Source organism: Agrobacterium sp. SOY23 (genome assembly GCF_027212525.1).
Lineage (GTDB): Bacteria > Pseudomonadota > Alphaproteobacteria > Rhizobiales > Rhizobiaceae > Agrobacterium > Agrobacterium tumefaciens_I.
Map to the genome: position 1 here is coordinate 191,272 of NZ_JAPWDT010000005.1, position 19,204 is coordinate 210,475.

Annotated in this window: 17 protein-coding genes; 7 read left to right on the top strand and 10 right to left on the bottom strand. The window is 61.4% G+C overall.

Annotated features, from left to right (window positions below):
• Nucleotides 1-18: 18 nt before the first annotated feature.
• Nucleotides 19-708, bottom strand: coding sequence for a response regulator (locus tag O3S81_RS16185; RefSeq protein WP_269344739.1), 690 nt, complete (start codon nucleotides 706-708; stop codon nucleotides 19-21).
• A gap of 157 nt (nucleotides 709-865) precedes the next feature.
• Here O3S81_RS16185 and O3S81_RS16190 point away from each other — a divergent pair, with 157 nt between their 5' ends.
• Together O3S81_RS16190 and O3S81_RS16195 are read left to right on the top strand one after the other, a co-directional pair.
• Complete coding sequence (locus O3S81_RS16190) at nucleotides 866-2,041, top strand: efflux RND transporter periplasmic adaptor subunit (RefSeq protein WP_269344742.1); 1,176 nt, start codon at nucleotides 866-868, stop codon at nucleotides 2,039-2,041.
• Nucleotides 2,042-2,055: 14 nt separating this feature from the next.
• Nucleotides 2,056-5,151, top strand: a complete 3,096-nt coding sequence (locus O3S81_RS16195) for a multidrug efflux RND transporter permease subunit (protein WP_269344743.1) — start codon at nucleotides 2,056-2,058, stop codon at nucleotides 5,149-5,151.
• A 112-nt stretch (nucleotides 5,152-5,263) separates the two neighbouring features.
• On the opposite strand, the gene O3S81_RS16200 is transcribed toward O3S81_RS16195, so the two are convergent.
• The 3 genes from O3S81_RS16200 to O3S81_RS16210 all read right to left on the bottom strand — a co-directional run bounded on the left by O3S81_RS16200 (nucleotide 5,264) and on the right by O3S81_RS16210 (nucleotide 7,275).
• Nucleotides 5,264-5,560 (bottom strand): putative quinol monooxygenase, encoded by a 297-nt coding sequence (locus tag O3S81_RS16200; RefSeq protein ID WP_269344745.1) that lies wholly within the window; start codon nucleotides 5,558-5,560, stop codon nucleotides 5,264-5,266.
• A 102-nt stretch (nucleotides 5,561-5,662) separates the two neighbouring features.
• Nucleotides 5,663-6,502: a type 1 glutamine amidotransferase domain-containing protein gene (locus O3S81_RS16205; RefSeq protein ID WP_269344747.1), complete on the bottom strand. Its 840-nt coding sequence runs from the start codon at nucleotides 6,500-6,502 to the stop codon at nucleotides 5,663-5,665.
• Nucleotides 6,503-6,582: 80 nt separating this feature from the next.
• On the bottom strand, nucleotides 6,583-7,275 hold the full coding sequence (locus tag O3S81_RS16210; RefSeq protein WP_269344748.1) for a type 1 glutamine amidotransferase domain-containing protein: 693 nt from the start codon (nucleotides 7,273-7,275) through the stop codon (nucleotides 6,583-6,585).
• Between the two features lie 190 nt (nucleotides 7,276-7,465).
• On the opposite strand from O3S81_RS16210, the gene O3S81_RS16215 reads away from it, so the two are divergent.
• The gene (locus O3S81_RS16215) at nucleotides 7,466-8,365 is read left to right on the top strand and encodes a LysR family transcriptional regulator (protein WP_269344750.1); all 900 of its coding nucleotides are present in this window, start codon (nucleotides 7,466-7,468) and stop codon (nucleotides 8,363-8,365) included.
• Between the two features lie 23 nt (nucleotides 8,366-8,388).
• On the opposite strand, the gene O3S81_RS16220 is transcribed toward O3S81_RS16215, so the two are convergent.
• Together O3S81_RS16220 and O3S81_RS16225 are read right to left on the bottom strand one after the other, a co-directional pair.
• The gene (locus O3S81_RS16220; RefSeq protein WP_269344752.1) at nucleotides 8,389-9,513 is read right to left on the bottom strand and encodes a zinc-dependent alcohol dehydrogenase family protein; all 1,125 of its coding nucleotides are present in this window, start codon (nucleotides 9,511-9,513) and stop codon (nucleotides 8,389-8,391) included.
• A gap of 78 nt (nucleotides 9,514-9,591) precedes the next feature.
• Nucleotides 9,592-10,500 (bottom strand): LysR substrate-binding domain-containing protein, encoded by a 909-nt coding sequence (locus O3S81_RS16225; protein ID WP_269344754.1) that lies wholly within the window; start codon nucleotides 10,498-10,500, stop codon nucleotides 9,592-9,594.
• 155 nt (nucleotides 10,501-10,655) lie between these two features.
• Here O3S81_RS16225 and O3S81_RS16230 point away from each other — a divergent pair, with 155 nt between their 5' ends.
• The 3 genes from O3S81_RS16230 to O3S81_RS16240 all read left to right on the top strand — a co-directional run bounded on the left by O3S81_RS16230 (nucleotide 10,656) and on the right by O3S81_RS16240 (nucleotide 13,774).
• Nucleotides 10,656-11,837 (top strand): MFS transporter, encoded by a 1,182-nt coding sequence (locus O3S81_RS16230; RefSeq protein WP_269344756.1) that lies wholly within the window; start codon nucleotides 10,656-10,658, stop codon nucleotides 11,835-11,837.
• Nucleotides 11,838-11,900: 63 nt separating this feature from the next.
• Nucleotides 11,901-12,926, top strand: a complete 1,026-nt coding sequence (locus tag O3S81_RS16235) for an LLM class oxidoreductase (RefSeq protein WP_269344758.1) — start codon at nucleotides 11,901-11,903, stop codon at nucleotides 12,924-12,926.
• 14 nt (nucleotides 12,927-12,940) lie between these two features.
• On the top strand, nucleotides 12,941-13,774 hold the full coding sequence (locus tag O3S81_RS16240; RefSeq protein ID WP_269344760.1) for an aldo/keto reductase: 834 nt from the start codon (nucleotides 12,941-12,943) through the stop codon (nucleotides 13,772-13,774).
• Nucleotides 13,775-13,882: 108 nt separating this feature from the next.
• Here the strand turns inward: O3S81_RS16240 and aroE are convergent, their stop codons facing one another.
• On the bottom strand, nucleotides 13,883-14,731 hold the full coding sequence (gene aroE / locus O3S81_RS16245; protein WP_269344762.1) for a shikimate dehydrogenase: 849 nt from the start codon (nucleotides 14,729-14,731) through the stop codon (nucleotides 13,883-13,885).
• Nucleotides 14,721-16,304 (bottom strand): GMC family oxidoreductase N-terminal domain-containing protein, encoded by a 1,584-nt coding sequence (locus tag O3S81_RS16250; protein ID WP_269344764.1) that lies wholly within the window; start codon nucleotides 16,302-16,304, stop codon nucleotides 14,721-14,723. Before O3S81_RS16250 ends, aroE begins: the two co-directional genes overlap by 11 nt.
• Nucleotides 16,305-16,434: 130 nt before the next feature.
• Here O3S81_RS16250 and O3S81_RS16255 point away from each other — a divergent pair, with 130 nt between their 5' ends.
• Nucleotides 16,435-17,313: an AraC family transcriptional regulator gene (locus O3S81_RS16255; RefSeq protein ID WP_269344766.1), complete on the top strand. Its 879-nt coding sequence runs from the start codon at nucleotides 16,435-16,437 to the stop codon at nucleotides 17,311-17,313.
• A 60-nt stretch (nucleotides 17,314-17,373) separates the two neighbouring features.
• Here O3S81_RS16255 and O3S81_RS16260 read toward each other — a convergent pair whose 3' ends face one another.
• Complete coding sequence (locus O3S81_RS16260; protein WP_269344768.1) at nucleotides 17,374-18,135, bottom strand: hypothetical protein; 762 nt, start codon at nucleotides 18,133-18,135, stop codon at nucleotides 17,374-17,376.
• Nucleotides 18,136-18,435: 300 nt separating this feature from the next.
• Complete coding sequence (locus O3S81_RS16265) at nucleotides 18,436-19,194, bottom strand: alpha/beta fold hydrolase (protein ID WP_269344770.1); 759 nt, start codon at nucleotides 19,192-19,194, stop codon at nucleotides 18,436-18,438.
• Between the last annotated feature and the right edge of the window lie 10 nt (nucleotides 19,195-19,204).

Below are 19,204 nucleotides of genomic sequence, written 5' to 3' on the forward strand. Positions count from 1 at the left end.
GGCTGAGGCCCTTCAGCATCATGGCTCGACCGCGAGCCGGTAACCGATGCCGCGTATGCTGACGAGCATGCCTTCACCGCCCGATTGTTCGAGTTTCTTGCGCAACTTGCTGAGGTGGCTGTCCACGGTACGGTCGAGCGCGTCGGAACCCGGGAGGCAGGCATCGACCAGTTCGCCGCGCGTAAACGCCTTGCTGGGCGTTCTGGCAAGATGCACAAGCAGCCTGAACTCGGTCAGGGTCAGGGAAAGCGGGGTTGCAACGCCATCCTTTTCGATGCGCGCCTGATAGCTGTCGAGATCAAGTGTCAAATCTCCGACCCGTATCATCGGTCCGGCCTGGCTGAGGCCCGCCCGCCGCAACACCGCCTTGGCGCGGGCCACGACCTCAATCGGATTGAATGGTTTCACGATGTAGTCGTCCGCGCCGATCCGCAATGCCTGCAGCCGGTCGACATCCTGATCGAGAGCGGTGATCATGATGACCGGTGTATGCCCGCGCCTTTGAATTTCCGCGAGGACTTCCCAGCCATCAAGCCGCGGCATCGTCACATCCGCCAGGACGATATCCGGCTTCAGGGACCGATGCAGGTCCAGCGCCACCTTGCCGTCACGGGCGTGAACGGTTCGAAATCCTTCCCTGATCAGATAGGCCTGAAGGATTTCGGCAATTTGAACGTCATCCTCGGCGATCAAAACCAATGCTGCCATGATCTTTAAGCTCCTTGACCCATCAATGCCATCGAACGCATCCGCAGTCGAGCGCCGACCGCGCGCCTCCACAGAACCGCAACACGGCGTCCACATAAGCCACATCCAGAGGCCTTAACGGTAGGCACCCGAAGCCTGTTTTTTAAATGGATGAACAATGCCTATGCGATGCCTCCCGCGCCCTGTGACACTCGGCGCGCTGCTGTTTTCGGCCTTCTTGCTGTCCGCCTGCAGCGAAGACCAATCCGGCCGCGAAGGAACCGACGCCGAACAGGCGCAGCCAGCGCGCGTCAGCGTCATGTCGGTCCAGCCTGAAAGCGTAACCGTCTATGACGAACTGCCGGGGCGCGTTTCCGCCTATCGCACTGCGGAAATCCGTGCCCAGGTCGGCGGCATCATTCAGAAGAAGCTTTTCAAGGAAGGAAGCTTCGTCGCGGCGGATACATCCCTTTTCCAGATCGACCCGGCCCCGTTTTCAGCTGATGCGGATGCCGCGGCGGCCGTGCTGGCCCGCACAGAAGCCGAGTTCTTGAACGCACAGGTAAAATTCGATCGCGCCGGATTGCTTTCATCGCAGAAAATCGCGAGTGCGGAATCATTCAACAATGCCACGGCGGCGCTGGCCCAGGCAAAGGCAAGCGTTGCGGAAGCCAAGGCCAATCTGGCCAGGCGGAAACTCGAATTGTCCTATGCGACGATCCGCAGCCCCATCGAAGGCGTGATCGGTCAGTCCTTCATGAGCGAGGGCGGGTTGGTCTCGTCCGCGGCAACCTCGCCGCTCGCCGTCATTTACCAGATCGATCAGGTGTATGTGGATGTGCGCCAGTCGGCCATGAGCCTGGAACTGCTCCATGACATGGCGTCCGAATCCGGCATTGCGGACCCGGAAGGCTTGCCGGTCAAAATCCTGACCATTGCCGGCAATCCCTACCCGTATGCCGGAAAGGTGCTGTTTGCCGATACATCCGTTGATGTCGCCACCGGCAGCCTCGGTATCCGTATTCTGGTTCCCAACCCTCAGAAACAATTGCTGCCGGGGATGTACATCCGGGCGATGGTTCCGCGCGCGATCTATGCCGACGCGCTGATGGTGCCGCAGGAAGCCGTCATCCGTGATCCGTCCGGGCGGCCGCAGATCGTCGTGGTGGACGCCGACCAGACCGGTAACCGCCGGACCATAGAGGTGGGAGCGCTGGTGAACGGCAGGTACATGGTCACGCGCGGGCTTTCCGGCGGGGAAACAATCGTCGTGCTGGGGCAGGATCGCGTCCAGCCGGGCCTGCGGCTGGAAACATCCCGGAGCCAGCCTCTCACCAATGACATTAAAAGCTAAGGAGCGGATGACCAATGCCGCAGTTCTTCATCAACAGGCCGGTTTTCGCCTGGGTCATAGCCATCCTTATCGTGATCGCCGGCGTGATTTCTATCCCGCAGCTTCCCGTCTCGCGGTTTCCCGTCATCGCACCGCCCAGCGTTTCCATCTACGCCACCTATACGGGGGCGACGCCGCAGACAATCAATGACAGCGTCACGAGCCTGATCGAACGGGAACTGTCGAGCGCGAAGAACATTCTCTACTTCGATTCATCGGCGGACAGCTCTGGAAGCGCCACGATAACCGCCACGTTCAAGCCCGGCACCGATCTGGAGCTTGCGCAGGTCGATGTTCAAAACCGGTTGAAGGCGGTGGAGCCGCGGTTGCCCGAGCAGGTGCGCCGTGCCGGCCTGACCGTTGAAGCCGCTTCCGCCGGCTTCTTGATGATCGTTTCTCTCAAGTCCGCAGACGGTACGCTCGACGCACTGGCGCTGGACGACTATCTCGTCCGCAACATCGCGCCTGAACTGAAGCGCGTAACGGGCGTCGGCCGTGTCCAGTCTTTCGGCTCCGAGGCGGCGATGCGCATCTGGCTGGACCCTGCGCGTCTCGTTTCCTATTCCATTTCGATGGCGGAGGTCACGCAGGCCATTCAGTCGCAGAATGTTCAGGTTACGCCCGGCCGGCTTGGCGAGGCGCCCGCTCTTCCAGGCCAGAAGGTCAGCGTTCCGCTCAGCGTCTCCGGCCAGTTGCAGACGCCGGAGGAGTTTGCTGAGGTCATCCTGCGCTCCAATCCCGACGGGTCGAAGCTGACACTGGGGGATGTGGCAAAAATCGAGGTCGGATCGCAGACGTCGAGCTTCTCCATTCTCGATGGCGGCAAGCCTGCAACGGCCGCCGCAATCCAGCTTGCGCCGGGCGCGAATGCAGTCAACACATCCAGCGGCGTAAGGGAGCGTCTGGCGGAACTGTCGACCACCATGCCCGCCGGAATGGAATATGCCATTTCTTACGACACGGCACCCTTCGTGAAGGTTTCAATCCAGAAGGTCGTCCAGACGCTTCTGGAGGCCATGGGCCTCGTATTCCTGATCATGCTGTTGTTCCTGCAGAACATTCGATACACGCTCATTCCGGAGATCGTCGCCCCCATCGCCCTTCTCGGAACCTTCGCGGTCATGTTGGCGATCGGCTATTCAATCAACGCATTGACCATGTTCGGCATGGTGCTCGCCATCGGCATCATCGTCGACGACGCCATAGTGGTCGTCGAAAACGTCGAGCGCCTCATGGCGACCGAAGGGCTTTCACCGCGCGAGGCAACCCGCAAGGCGATGACGGAAATCACCGGGGCGGTGATCGGCATCACCCTTGTCCTGACCGCCGTCTTCCTTCCCATGGGCATGGCGAGTGGCTCCGTGGGTGCGATCTATCGCCAGTTCACGGTGTCCATGGCGGTTTCGATCCTGTTTTCAGCCTTTCTGGCGCTCAGCCTCACGCCTGCGCTTTGCGCGACCCTGCTCAAGCCGGTAAAAGAGGATCACCACCATCGCAAAGGCTTCTTTGGCTGGTTCAATCGCGGTTTCGATCGCCTGACCGGGCGTTACGCCGGCTGGGTGACAATCCTCATCCGCAAAACCGGATGTGTCACCCTGGTTTACGGGGCCATTGTGGGTGCAGTGGCCTATGGATACGGCACGCTCGCCACCGCCTTCGTTCCGGACGAGGATCAGGGATCCTTCATGACATCCTTCACCCTGCCGGCGGACGCCACCGCCGAGCGCACGCGTGCGGTCGTGGATCTCTTCGAAAACCATGTCAGAACGCGCCCTGACATCGACAACAACCTGACCATCATGGGGTTCGGCTTTTCCGGCTCGGGGCCCAATACGGCGATGTCCTTTACCACGCTGAAGGAATGGGGCACACGCAAGACCGGCGTCGATGAAGAAGTCGCCGCCGCGACCACAGCCATGTCGGCAGCCGATGAAGGGCAGATATTCAGCCTGAAACCGCCTGCCATCGACGAATTGGGCAGCACGTCCGGCTTTGCCCTGCGCCTTCAGGACCGCGCCAATCGCGGAGCGGAGGCCCTGAACGCGGCTGCGACCGAGCTTACCCAACTGGCTGCCGGGAGCAGGTTTCTAAAAGACGTCCGAGTCGACGGTCTCCCGAGCGGCCCCAGCGTGGCGTTGAAAATCGACCGCCAGAAGGCCGGTGCGCTCGGTGTTTCCTATGCGACGATCAGCGACACGCTGGGCGGTGCCGTGGGCTCGACCTATGTCAATGATTTTCCACGCGATGGCCGGTTGCAGCAGGTGATCGTCCAGGCCGAGGCTGCAAGCCGCATGCAGGTGGATGACGTCCTGAACCTCCATGTCAGAAACGATGCCGGCAAGATGGTTCGCCTCTCGGAAATCGTTACGCCGAAGTGGTCGACAATTCCGCTGCAGTTCACACGCTACAATGGATATCCCTCCACCAGCATTTCCGGCTCCGCGGCCCCCGGCGTATCAAGCGGCAAGGCGATGGAGGAGATGGAACGTCTCGCCTCGAAGCTTCCGAAAGGATTTGCGCTCGAATGGACGGGGCAATCGCTCCAGGAGCGTCAGTCGGGAGCACAGGCACCGTTGCTGATGGCCTTTTCGTTCCTGATCGTTTTTCTGGTGCTGGCGGCATTGTATGAAAGCTGGACGGTGCCGTTGTCGGTCATGCTTGTCGTCCCGCTCGGCATTGTCGGCGCCGTCGTTGCCGTTCACCTGCGGGGGCTGGAAAACGATGTTTTCTTCAAGGTCGGACTGATCACCCTGATCGGGCTTTCGGCCAAGAATGCGGTGTTGATCGTTGAATTCGCCCGCAAACGCCAGCAGGACGGACAGGCTGTCGCCGACGCGGTCATCGAAGCCTCGCGGTTACGCCTGCGTCCCATCGTCATGACCTCACTTGCCTTCACCCTTGGCATCGTGCCGCTGGTGATCGCCAAAGGCGCAAGCTCCGAGACACAGAATGCCATTGGAACCGGGCTTTTCGGGGGGATGATCTCGGCAACGCTTCTCGCAGTGTTTTTCGTTCCTGTCTTCTACATCATGGTGGCACGGCTTTGGTCCGCCGCGCGCAGCCGGGCTTAGGGGGCGGGCCGCTCTTGAGAGATGGATCGGGCAAATCCGCGAGGCCCGCGCCCGGTTCGGCTCTCGGCCTCCGGGCGAGGGGCGTTGCGATGAGAGCCGTATCCATGTCGCATCAGGCGATCTGTTCGAGTAGATGGATCTCGATGTGGGCAATCGTTCCCGGCGGCAGTTGCGTATTGAAAAGACGGATGGCGTCGCCGGACATGTGCCGTTCCCACAGTTGAGGGGACGCCCACTCCTCGATGAAGACGTAAACGCCCTTCTGGTTGAGGTTGCGATGGAGACGATAGGAGAGGCATCCCTCTTCGGCCCCCGTGGCGAGGGATAGTTCCGTCGCATATTTCTCGAATGCGCCTTCCCTGCCGGGCGTTATCATGACGCGGGCCATGACTTTGAAGCTGCTGGTCATTTTTGTCCTGTCGGGCTGCTGAATTTCGGGATGAATGATATCGAGGCGCCGCTCCGGATCGGGAGCGGCGCTGGTTATCGCATGGAGCCGGAACGGGCAGGCTTATTTCAGGCGCTTCAGCAGCTCCTGGGCGACCGCCGGGGCGGAAGCGGGGTTCTGGCCGGTAATCAGCTCGCGGTCGGTCACGATGTGTGAGGTGAACGGCGTCTGGTTGCTGCTGAAATTGGCTCCGGCCGCTTCCAGTGCCGTCTGCGGGTAGAATTTCATTTCGCCGCCATTCAGCAGGCCCTTGGCGAGACCCTCTTCCTCATTGCTGATGACGGTCATCTTATAGCCTGCGTAAATCCAGCCGTCAGCTTTCGCCGAACCGCTTGTCTCAAGCTTCGTGGTGAAGCCCTCGGCGTCTGGAAGGGCAGAGAGCAGCGCGATCGGGCCGTGGCAGGCGAGCGCGGTTGTCTTGCCCTTGGTATGGAAGTCGGTCAGGAGCTTGCCCAGTTCCGAGCTGACCAGAAGATCCTGCATCGGGGCATGGCCGCCCGGCACATAAACGGCATCGAAATGGTCGTAACCGATCTGTTCGACGCGGGCGAGGCTGACGACCGGCGATTTTTCCTTCGAGGTCAGGTTGAGCTTTTCGAGCAGCGCACTGCTTTCTTCCATGGCGGCAACGTCGCCACCGAAATGCATCTTGTCCACCGAGGATTTATCGAGAGCAGGGGCGCTTCCCTTCGGTGTGGCGAAAGTAATGTCGTGGCCGGCGTCCAGCAGCGCCTTTACCGGCTGCATCAGTTCGTTGAGATAAAAGCCAGTCTCGAAAACCTTGCCGTCCTTGAGATCGAGACGGTCTGAATCCGACAGGACGACCAGGACATTGGCTGCCTGTGCGCTGAATGCGGCGGTTCCAAGAGCAAGGGCGAGGGCGAAGGTGCGGATGGGTTTCATGTTTTTCTCCAGACATGGGCACTCCCTGCCCCGCATGGGCGGGGAGCGCTGATATGTTATTCGTGGTGTGGTGATGCCGTTCAGGCGGTCAGGAGGTCACGCAAGGCTTCGCCGACGCCGGTCGCCGATTGCGGGTTCTGGCCCGTGACCAGCCTTCCGTCGACAACGACCTTCGCCGTCCAGTCGGCGGCCGGATGATGATGTGCACCGCGCGCGGTGAGCGTGCTGGCCAGCAGGAAGGGAACGGTCTTGTCCAGCTTGACGGCCCGTTCCTCGTCATCGGTGAAGGCGGCGACATTCTTGCCGGCGACGAGATGGGCGCCGTTGCTCAGCGTGACATTCACCAGGGCCGCCGGGCCGTGGCAAACAGCAGCGACAACGCCGCCCGCCTCGTAAATGCCACGGGTGAGGCTGTTGACGGCCGGGCTTGTCGGAAAGTCCCACATTGCGCCGTGCCCGCCGGCGAAAAAGATCGCCGCGTAATTTTCCGGGTCAAGATCGGCAAGGCGCGACGTGTTGCGGATGGCGTGGCGGAAGCCCTCGCTGTTCCAGTAATGCGCATTGTTGGGGTCATTGAGGTCGAGGCCGTCGATCGGCGGTTCGCCGCCATCGATCGAGGCGAATTCGACCGGGATGCCAGCGGCATCGAGGACCGCGAGCGGGTGGGTGACTTCACCAAGGTAGAAGCCGGTGGGTTCACCCGTCTCGCCCTTGGTGCCGTGGCTGGTGAGGACGAAGAGAACCGGTTTGATAGGCTGAATTGCGCTTGTCATGAATTGCTCCTGACATCAGAGGATGAGACTGGATCGCATTTGATGAGGTAAATGTATTGAAGCCTGTTGAGTGGATAAATGGGCCTTCGGGGAATTCATTTGTTCTCAGATGGATGAAATCTCTTTGTTGGCGCGATGATCGGGGATAAGACTTGCCCAAGGGAAGCTGACTTATTCGCAAGGGACCAAAATGGGGCGGCGGTTTGATCATCTCGGCGACGTGGAGGCATTCATCATCGTTGCGGAAAAAGGTTCGATGACGGAGGCAGCCGTTGCGCTTGCGACGACGGCATCGGTTCTCAGCAGGGCGATCACCCGTCTGGAAACCCGGCTTGGCGCGCAGCTGATGCGGCGAACCACACGGCGCCTGAGTTTGACGGATGAAGGCCGGGCCTATCTCGAACAGGCACGCGCGGCATTTTCGATGATCGACGATGCGGAACGGGCAATTCAGGGGCCGACGGGCGCCTCATTGACGGGCCATGTCCGTATCAGCGTGCCGACGACCTATGGCCATTACCGGCTGCCTGCCATGCTGGAGCGTTTCATGCAGGCCTATCCTGAAGTCCAGATCGAATTGAGCATCACCAATCGCAATGTCGATCTGGTGGCGGAAGGTTACGATCTGGCTATCCGCCTCGGTCCCTTGCCCGACAGCGGGCTGGTGGCGCGCAAACTGGAGGACGCGCCGTTACGTCTTGTCGCCGCCCCGCATTATCTCGAACGGGCGGGCATGCCCCTGCATGTCGAAGACCTGGCTAAACACCAGTGTCTGCCTTTCGTGATGCCGAGCACGGGGCGCTGCGCGCCGTGGCTGTTTCGTGTCGAGGGCCGCGATCTGGACTGGACGCCACCCGGCCGCATCCGTGTGTTTGACGATGTGCTGGGTGTCGTGTCCCTGGCCGAAAGCGGTCTTGGCATCTGCCAGACCTATGATTTCATCGTTCGCGACCGCGTCAAAGAGGGGCGTCTTGTCGAGGTGCTGGACCATGCGCAGGGCCGTTCCCGGCCTTTTTCGCTGATCTTTGCCCCGCACCGGCGCCTGTCGGCCGCGACACGTGCGCTCATCGACTTTCTCGTGGAGAGATAATCGCGAACGGCTGTGCTGCCGGTTCAGAATTCGATGACTTGCCGAACGGCGCTTCCGTCGTGCAGGCGGTCGAACCCTTCATTGATGTCTTCGAGTTTCAGTCTCCCGCTCAGAAGGCGGTTCACCGGCAAGCGGCCATCGCGATAAAGGGCGATGAAGCGCGGAATATCCCGGAGAGGCACGCAGGTGCCGATATAGCTGCCCTTGAGCGTCCGCTCCTCACCGACCAGTTGGACGACATTGACCGGCAGGGCCGCACCCGGCGGCGGCAGGCCGGCAGTAATGGTTGTGCCGCCGCGACGGGTCATCCTGAAGGCGTTTTCGAGGGCGCGAATGGAACCGGCCATCTCGAAGGCATAGTCGGCACCGCCGGAGGTGATTTCGCGAACCTGTTCCACGGCATCCTCATCGCGCCCGTTCACGACGGCGGTCGCGCCAAGTTCGCCGGCAAGCGCAAGCTTTTCTTCGGAAAGATCGACGGCGACAATCTTGCTGGCACCTGCCGCCCGCGCACCGAGAACTGCGGCAAGGCCAACACCGCCAAGCCCGATGACGACGGCGGTCGAGCCGGCCCTGACCCTGGCCGTATTTACCACGGCGCCGACGCCCGTCAGAACCGCGCAGCCGAAAAGTGCTGCCTCGACAAAGGGCAGGTCCCGTTCGATCCTGACCAGTGAATTGCGCGACACGACGGCATATTCGGCGAAAGCCGATACACCAAGGTGATGATGGACGGCCTGACCATGATAGTTCAGGCGGGTGGCGCCACCCAGCAGCCTGCCTGCGGCATTGGCGGCGGCGCCCGGTTCGCACAAAGCGGGCCTGCCTTCCGCGCAGGGCAGGCAATGGCCACAACTTGGCATGAAGACCATGACCACATGATCGCCGCGCTCAAGATCGCGCACGCCTTCTCCCAGCGCCTCGACGACGCCGGCCGCTTCATGCCCGAGCGCCATCGGCATCGGGCGGGGCCGGTCTCCGTTGATGACGGAAAGATCGGAATGGCAGAGGCCCGCGGCACGGATGCGGACGAGGACTTCGCCGGGCCCGGGCGGAGCAAGCTCGATTTCTTCGATCGCAAGCGGTTTGCTGGTGGCGTAAGGGCGAGAGATATTCATCTCTCGCAATATCGCGGCTTTGACCTGCATTCTTTCTCCCTCCACATATAGTCGTTCATCAATGCCATCTTTCCACGGCATTGATAGCACGCGCAATTCCATCAACCGCTATACCCGGTCCCTGCCGACATGTTCGGCGAGGAAGTCTATGAATGCGCGGATGCGGGTCGCAAGGTGCTCATGTCCGGCGAAGACGGCATGGATTTCTTCGATGTCTTCGGGATTGTAGTCCTCCAGCACCGGCACGAGCGTCCCGGCATCGATATCGGGCTGGACATGGAACTGGCCCACGCGGCCGAGACCGCTGCCGGCAAGACAGAGCCGGCGCATGATCATGCCGCTGTTGACGGAGCTGTTGCCGGATACCGGCAGGCGGTAGATTTCCGTCGATCCGGGATTGCGGAACGGCCATTCATTGAGGCTGCGCCGGAAATTGAAACTGAAGCAATTATGGGCTGAAAGATCGGCCGGTGTTTTCGGTATGCCATGCCGTTCGAGGTAAGCCGGAGAGGCGATGATGACCCGCCGGCTGTCGAGAAGTTTCCTGGCTTTCAGGGACGAGTCATCCATGGCCCCGGAGCGGATGGCGATATCCGTCCGCTCCTCGATCAGGCCAATGATGCCATCGGTCAGCGAGATATCGAGCTGGACTTCGGGATAGAGTTCCAGAAAGGCCGGTACGAGCGGGAGGAGATACCGTTCGCCGAAGCCAACGGAAGCATTCACCCGCAACAATCCCCTCGGCACCAGTTTTCCGCCCGCCGCCACGATCTGCTCCGTCTCGGCGATATCGGCCAGAATTCTCCGGGCCCGTGCCAGATAGACCTCTCCCTCCGGCGTCAGCGTCATCATGCGGGTGGAACGGACGAGCAGGCGGGTTCCGAGCCGGTCCTCGATGCGGGTAACAAGCTTACTGACGGCCGATGGCGAGAGTTTCAGGCGCCGCCCCGCCGCCGAAAAACTCTGCAATTCCGCAGCGCTCACAAACACTTCCATTTCGCCGGTGCGATTGTCCATGTGCCCGTCCTGTGAATTCAATTCAAAGCTATTTATCCAATAGTGTCGATTATCACACAAGCCCTCTTCGACCATATTGCATCACAGCAATTCCAACCGACAGCGACGCTGTCCCTGCAACCCTCACCCGGGCGGTGAGCGGAGAGGAACCTGTCATGCCCCTAGCCATCTTCGCCTTGACGATCGCGGCCTATGCGATCGGAACAACGGAATTCGTCATTGTCGGCCTTCTGCCGACGGTGGCGAACGACCTCCACATCACCCTGCCGCTTGCCGGCCTCATCGTCAGCGTCTACGCGCTCGGCGTCACCTTCGGCGCGCCGATCCTGACGGCGCTCACCGGCAAGATTGAAAGAAAGCCGCTGCTGCTTGGCCTGATGGCCCTGTTCATCGTCGGCAACACCGTCGCGGCCCTGTCGCCGAGCTATGAGATTCTGCTCGTCGCCCGCGTCCTTGCGGCCTTCGCCCACGGCGTCTTCTTCTCGGTGGGCTCCACCATCGCCGCCGATCTCGTGCCGGAAAACCGTCGCGCCTCCGCCATCGCCATGATGTTCATGGGGTTGACCGTCGCCATCGTCACCGGCGTGCCGCTCGGCACCTATATCGGCCAGGTCTTCGGCTGGCGCGCGACCTTCTGGGCCGTGGCCGCTCTCGGCATCGTCGCCCTTGCCGGCATTGCCGCCCTGTTGCCGAACACGCTGAAAAAAGCCCCTCCGGCGAGCATTCTCGATCAGGTCCGCGTGCTCGGTTCCGGCCGCCTGCTCATCGTTTTCGCCATGACGGCGCTCGGCTATGGTGGCACCTTCGTCGCCTTCACCTTCCTGGCGCCGATCCTTCAGGATGTCACCGGCTTCTCCGAATCCAGCGTCAGCCTGATCCTCGTGCTCTATGGCATCGCCATTGCAGCCGGTAATATCGGCGGTGGCAAGATCGCCAACCACAACCCGGTAAAGGCATTGATCGGCCTCTTCCTGGCGCAAGCCATCGTGTTGCTCGTCTTTTCCTTCACGGCCGTCTCGCCGGTCCTGACCCTCATCACGCTGGTGGCACTCGGCTTCCTGTCCTTTGCCAACGTCCCGGGCCTGCAGCTTTATGTCGTGCAGCTCGCCAAGGAACACCGTCCGGGTGCCGTCGATGTCGCCTCGGCGCTGAACATCGCCGCCTTCAACCTCGGCATTGCCATCGGTGCATGGCTTGGCGGTCTGGTCGTTGAATCGCCGCTGGGCCTCGTATCAACCCCGTGGGTTGGTGCCATCCTCGTCGCCGTCGCCCTGCTGCTGACCATCTGGAGCGGTGCACTCGACCGCCGCGCGGCCCCCGTGCTGAAGGCCGCCTGATGCCTGAAGGCCCGGCGTATATGCGCCGGGCCGACCCCACCCGATTTATTCCGGAGAATTCTGATGTCCCCTTCATACACAGGCCATTCTTCCGCGCTTGACCTCATTCGCAAACCTGCTGGTGGCCTGACGCTCGGCATCGAACTGCCGCTCGACAATGACTGGGCACCGGAGCGGGAAGAACAGCGCGCCCGGCAAGGCCGTCCCTTCGGCGTTCCCGATCTCACCCGCTATCCCGCTCTCATCCGCCAGGTCGACCGCTCCGGTTTCGCCGCCGTGTGGATGCGCGACGTGCCGGTCTTCGATCCGAATAATTTCGGCGATGCCGGTTCGGTCTATGATCCCTTCGTCAATCTCGGCTACCTCGCCGGTATCACCGAAAACGTGGCGCTCGGCACGGCGGCCATCGTCCTGCCGCTACGTCACCCGATGATGGTCGCCAAGGCTGCCGCCTCCGTCGACCGGCTGTCGGGAGGTCGCCTGATCCTCGGCGTCGCCTCCGGCGACCGGCCGGTGGAATATCCGCTGCTCGGTCTCGATTTCGAGGGCCGCGGCGAAGCGTTTCGTGGTGCCGTCTCCTATCTGCGCGATGCCTGGAAGACCGGTGGTCTGCCGCTCGGCGACGGCCGGATCGAACCGAGCCTCGATCTGCTGCCGAAGCCGCAGCAGTCGCAGATTCCGATGATCATTGCCGGGCAGGGCCAACAGTCACCGGACTGGATCGCCGCCAATATGGAAGGGCGGTTCGTCTATCCCAACGGGCTGGAGCGGCTCGCCGCCCAGGCGCGTGATTGGACCGCTACCCGTAAAGGTCTCGGCCTGCAGCGCGGCGCCTTTGTCAGCGCTTTCCATCTCGATCTCGCCGATGACCCGGACGAGCGACCGACACCGCGCCGTTTCGGTGCGCGGCTAGGGCGCAACGCCTTCATCGACCATCTCAATGCGCTGGAAGACGCCGGCGTCGATCATCTCGCACTTCTGCTGCGGCCTTCGCGGCGGCCGCTCAATGAGGTGATCGACGAATTGTCGCGCGATGTCCTGCCTGTCCTCAACCGCCAATCCTCCCCGGCGAAGACCGCTGCGGAATAACCAAGGAGAAACCAATGCACAACGTAACCGCCAATGGCGCCACCATTCCGGCCCTCGGCTTCGGCACCTTCCGCATGCCCGGTCCCGATGTTCTCAGGATCGTTCCGCATGCGCTGAAGGCCGGTTTCCGCCATGTGGATACCGCGCAGATTTATGGCAATGAAGCGGAAGTCGGCGAAGCCATCGCCAATTCCGGCGTCGCCCGCGGCGATATCTTCCTGACCACCAAGGTCTGGGTCGAGAACTACGGGCATGACGCCTTCATCAAATCCGTCGATGAGAGCCTGAAGAAGCTGAAGACCGATTATGTCGATCTGCTTCTGCTGCACTGGCCGAATGAAGCGGTTTCACTTGCCGAGCAGATCGGCGCGCTGAACGAGGTGAAGGAAGCCGGCAAGGTTCGCCATATCGGCATTTCCAACTTCAACACTGAATTGATGGCTGAATCGGTCAAGCTCTCCAAGGCCCCGATCGTCACCAACCAAATCGAATACCATCCCTACATCAACCAGGACGTCGTCATCGCCGCGGCGAAGAAGGCCGGCATGTCGATCACCGGCTATTATGGCATGGCCGACGGCAAGGTCTTCAACGACGCCGTCCTCAAGGACATCGGCGCAAGGCACGGCAAGTCGGTCGCGCAGGTGGTTCTGCGCTGGCTTGTTCAGCAGGAAGGCGTCATCGCGCTGTCCAAAACGGTTGGCGAGGCCCGCGCTGTCGAGAACTTTGCGATTTTCGACTTCGCACTCTCTGCTGATGAAATGGCCGCCATCCATGCTCTGGCTGTTCCGGGTGGCCGCATCGTATCGCCCGACGGCCTCGCGCCGGTCTGGGACAAGGCTGCCTGATATCCGCAGGGGAGGGGCGTTACGCCTCTCCCTTCATCTGTTCAAATGCCTATCGTGGATGAAACGCGTCTTCGACAGGAGGAACGTTCGCTTCGTCTATTGATACCCTCAGAGATCGAGACCGATGAGGGCCTGCCGCATCACATAGGCGTCGACATCGACACCGGTCCAGTATTTGATGCCGATGACACCCTGATTGACCAGCATGCCGAGACCATCGGCCGTCTTGCAGCCCGCGGCTTCGGCGGCGCGGATCAGCCGCGTGCGCGGCGGGTTGTGGATGCCGTCGGCAACGACCATGGAGGGGCGCAGCGTTTTCAGATCGATGTCGGGCATGCCGTCTATATCGGGATAAAGGCCGACCGAGGTGGCGTGAATGACGATATCCATCTCCTCTGGAATGGCGAAGGTGTTCTCCCATGCGGCGAAGACGGCGGTGGCGGGCGTCTTTTCATCGATCAGCCGCGCCACGGTTTCACCACGTTCCCGGTTGCGGTTGACGATGGTGATATGCGCCGCACCGGCGAGCGCCACCTCGACACCGACCGCACGCGCCGCCCCACCGGCACCGAACAGCACGACCTTCTTGCCCTTCGGATCTATGACATCGCGAAGCGCCTTGACGAAACCCTTGCCATCGGTGTTTTCGCCGATCAGCCTGTCGCCCCGCCGGACGATGGTGTTGACCGCGCCGATGATTTCTGCGGATTCTCCCAGGCCGTCGAGATGCTCTATGACCGCGACCTTGTGGGGAATGGAGCAGTTGAACCCGGCCCAGCCCATGGCGCGTGCCCCCGCTACGGCATCCTTCAGGTTTTCGGGGCTGACCTCCAGATTGATATAGCGCCAGTTCAGGCCGTGATGCTGATAGGCAGCCTCGATCATGGCGACCGTCGGGTTTTCCCCGGCAGGCATGGCGAAGGAGCCGGTGATCTCGGCGAGAAAGTCATGGGGCATGGTTGTTCTCCGTGGATGAAATGTCATGGGCGCGAAGGCCTGAAAACCGGTTTTCGCGAATATGATCGCCGACCCGCAATGCCTGTGCCGCAACGGTGAGCGCTGGATTGAGCGCGGCCGAGGAGGGGAAGAAACCGGCATCGACGACATAGAGATTGGGGTGATCGTAGGTCAGGCAGAGGGAGTTTAGCGCCGCCTCGTTCGGGTCGTCACCCATGCGGACGGTGCCACATTGATGCGACGGCGCCTCGATGCCGAAGGAATGGCCGAGAACGACGGGAAAACCATTTTTCCTCAATAATGAACGCATATGCCGCACAAATCGCTCATGGGCTTCCCGGTCGCCCGGACGGTAGGCCACCTCCGCGCCATTTTCCCCCAATGGCTTTACCCGGCTGTCATATTTCGGCGTGTCCTCCGACATGACGAGGAAATCGACGCTGTGGCGGGCAAGAAGATTGGCAAGAGGTCTCGGCATCCAGGGATAGGCCGCGCGGATCATCGGGCCCTGAATATTGCCCAGCATCTGGACATTGCCGCGGGCGGCCTCATCGCCCGGCGTGCCGTCATAAAAATCGTTGAGCGACATGGTTTTCGGGAAACGGGTGTCGTTGACGGTGAAGGGCAACAATCCCATCAGCCCGCTTAAATGGTGGTTCATCAGGTAACGACCGACGACACCGGAGGAATTGGCAAGGCCGTTCGGGTTCTTCTCGTCTGCCGAACGAAGCAGGATGAGGGCGGAATTGATGGCCCCCGCCGAGAGAACGAAAAGCGGAGCCTCGATTGTCGTGATTTCGCCAGCCCGTTCGATTTCCGCCGCCACGATGTGTTTACCATCGGTATCGGCAATCAGCCGGCGCACCCGCGCGCCGGTCAGCAGCGAGACATTTGGGTGTTTTAACGCCGGGCGCAGAAGCCGGGTCTCGGCATCGCCCTTGGCATCGAAGCGGCACACGAAGGCATCGCAGGTGCCGCAGCGTCGACAGAGGCCGCCGGGGCCATAATCGATTGCCGAGGGCATGTGGAAGGGGCGCAGCCCCAGCCGCTCGAAGCCCTTCGCCACGCGCCCGATGACGGGTTCGTGGGGGATCGGCGCATGCATGTAGGGTGCCGAGCGCGGCGGCTCGGTCGGATCGTCTCCGGCCCTGCCCCTGACGCCGAAAAGCCGTTCGGCCTCGGTATAAAACGGTTCAAGCTCCGCATAGGACACGGGCCATGCGGGCGAAACCCCATCCTCATGCGCAACTTCGCGGAAGTCGCGGTCGCGAAAACGGAACATGGCGGTTCCGTAGAATTTGGTATGGCCGCCGACATAATAATATTGTCCGGGACGATAGTTGCGCCCGGTTTCATCGCGGTAGAGATCGGTGGTGCGATATCGGTTTTGAACGAAAACGGCTTCCGCATCGGCATTTTCGGGTTCGTTCGGTAGTTTTTCTCCCCGCTCGATGATCAATATCTTCGCACCCGTCGCAGCGAGTTTCAGTGCGACCGAGCTTCCGCCGACGCCGGAGCCGATGATGACGATATCGGGTTTACCGTGTGGATCCCCCTGTGAGCTGAAAGACATGTCTCCTCCTCGCAATGCGCTTTTTGGCCGAGGATACTGATTGCGGTTGGATCGGCCATTCCCGCCTGCCGCGTTTTCTTGTATGATCGCCGCATTCTTCTGTCGCGATTTGCGAGAAAGGTCGAAAGAGATGGAGCCATGGTTCGAGGCCGTCAGCGTCCCGGCCGATCGTTCTTGGCTGCTGTTCGATCGCCGCCTGCCGGAATTTCCCTTCAACTGGCATTACCATCCCGAATTCGAGCTGACCCTGACGCTCAACAGTGCCGGCATGCGCTTTGTCGGGGATTCGGTGGAGAGCTACGGCGATGGCGATCTCGTTCTTCTCGGTCCGAACCTGCCGCATGCCTGGCAGTCGCAGGCATTGATAGAGACGCCGGGCGTTCATCGCGCGGTGGTCTGCTGGTTTACCCGTGACTGGATCGAGGGACTGATCGCGCTGACCCCGGAACTGACCGCCATCAAACCCCTGCTGGAAGAAAGCGACCACGGCATCTGTTTCGGGGAGGCGGAGCTGGTGAAAGTGCGGGAGCGTCTGGCGACGCTGCATGAAATCGCGCCGGAACAGCAAATATTGACGCTGCTTGGTGTCCTGGTCGATCTTTCCCGGGCATCAGACCGCAGGCCGCTTTCGAGCGGAGAAACGAGCGCCAGCACCGTGCCGCGCGACCGGGCGCGCATGCAGCGGGTGCTCAGTCACATTCATGCCCACTATACCGGAACCATCAGCATCAAGCCCCTGAGCGAGATCGCCCATCTCAGCGACAGCCAGCTGCAGCGGCTCTTCAAACGCTCGACCCGCATGACGATCAGCCAATATGTCGGCCAGCTGCGCATCGGCGGCGCATGCCGCCTGCTTGCGCAGACGGATCGATCTCTCGCCCGGATCGCCGAGGAGACCGGTTTTTCCGACCCCGCGCATTTTTCGCGCCAGTTTCGCGCGGCCAAGGGCATGACGCCCGGCGACTACCGGCGGCAGTTTGCATCACGTTCCCGGGTGAGCGACGGTTGATGTCTCAATTTTCCCGAGGCTTGCAAAGCAGATGGGCGGAAGTTGCACTCCGCGGCGTCGTCAAAGCGGCTGTGGTGCCAGCTTCGGCAGGGTAAACCTTTCGCCGAAAAAGTGCAGCCACAGGCGCTCGAGGATGTAGCCGTAGACGGCGCCGGACACCGAGAGTTTGCGCAGAATATCGATGGATGCGCTGGGGATGGAAGCGACCCTGCTGTTGCGCACGGCGAAGATGGCGCCGTAGGAAAATACGCCCACCATATGGCGCTCGGCCTCCGCCGCCAAATCATCGAGCCCGGCCAGGTCGAGGAAGTGGCTGGCAATATTGGCCCCTTCAGGCAGGCCGTGGATGGCGCGGTAGACGTTGCCCATACCCCAGGCGCCCTGATCGATGAAGTCGATCGGCCCCCAGGTCAGCAGCGAGAACCGTTCGAGGCGCACGCGCGGTCGCCCGAAAAGGCCACGCTCGTATTCGGAAAGAAGGAGCGGCGGCGGCACATTTTTCTCGGAGAGCCATTGCCACGACATCGGTTGTAGATCGGCCCAGCTTTTTCGAGTGTGCAGCAAGCCAATGAAGTCCGGGCTGTGTTCGAAAGGACCGGCCTGGGCATAGACGGTGAAACCGTCATCGTCCCGCACATTGGTCAGCATATGATGGAGGTATGTTTCCGACTCCCGCCCTTCATTGGGACGGTCGATGATCTGCGACGCGCGCTGCTGTATACCGGGCGCTTCGATTTTATCGCCCTTGTTGTAGATGATGACTTCGAAGTCATCGGGGATGAGCTTTATCCAGTCCAATGGTTCGCGATAGCGGGCAAGCACGACACGATTCATCAAGGGCCTCCAGAGCGCCGCAGGAACCTGAAAGGAAGCCTTCGCATCCGCCAGTTCCGACTTCGGCCTATGACATGAACATCTTGCTCGAGGCTGGTTGTAACCCGGGTAAACCCGCTCCCACCGGCCCGGTTTTCGCCTCGGTGTTTTCCGGCACAGCCTGTACTGCCGTGGCCCTCGACGACCACACAACATTGGCCAAGGCGGCGTGCGACACGTCGGACGACCGCCACCGAACCATGCCCCGGTGAAGCGGACCGCCGGGTAACGGCGGTCCGTCGTCATGGATCAGTGGCTGGCTTCCTTCGCCGCCTTTTCGATGACCGCGGCTACCTTTTCGGGCTGCGAGGCGAAGACCGCGTGGCTGGCCTTGATCTCCGTCACATCGCTGCCAGCGCGTTTTGCCATGTCGCGCTCGAGATCGGGATTGATCGAGCGGTCCTCGGTGGCGACGACCGACCAGCTCTTTTTCGTCTTCCAGGCGGGATCGCCGATCTTGGCCGAGAAAGCTTCCTTGGCGGCGAAGACCTGCGATCTGGCGAGGAATGCGGCCTCGTCCTTCGGCAGGTCGGCGGCGAAGTCGTTCGCGAAGGCGGCGGGGTCGATATAGAGAAATTGTCCGTCCTTCGTCTCACGGATGTTCATGCCGCCGGCCGGCTTGGAACTTGCAAGGCTGAGCAGGCTTTCGCCCTTATCCGGCTGGAAGGCCGCGACATAAACGAGACCGGCGACATTGGGATTGTGTCCCGCTTCGCTGATGACCATGCCGCCATAGCTGTGGCCGACAAGCAGCGTCGGGCCATCCTGAAGATCGAGTACCCGGTTGGTCATGGCGATATCGTCAGCGAGCGAGGTGATCGGTTCCTGTACGATCGTGACGTTGAAGCCCCGCTTTCCGAGGATTTCGGTCGCCTTGCGCCAGCCGGAGCCGTCGGCGAGTGCGCCATGCACGATGACGATGTTCTTCACCTCGGCAGCCTGTGCGGCGAAGGCGATTGCGCTGGTGGCGAATGCGAGTGCGAGGGTTGCGATGTAACGGCGGTTCATGGGTCAACTC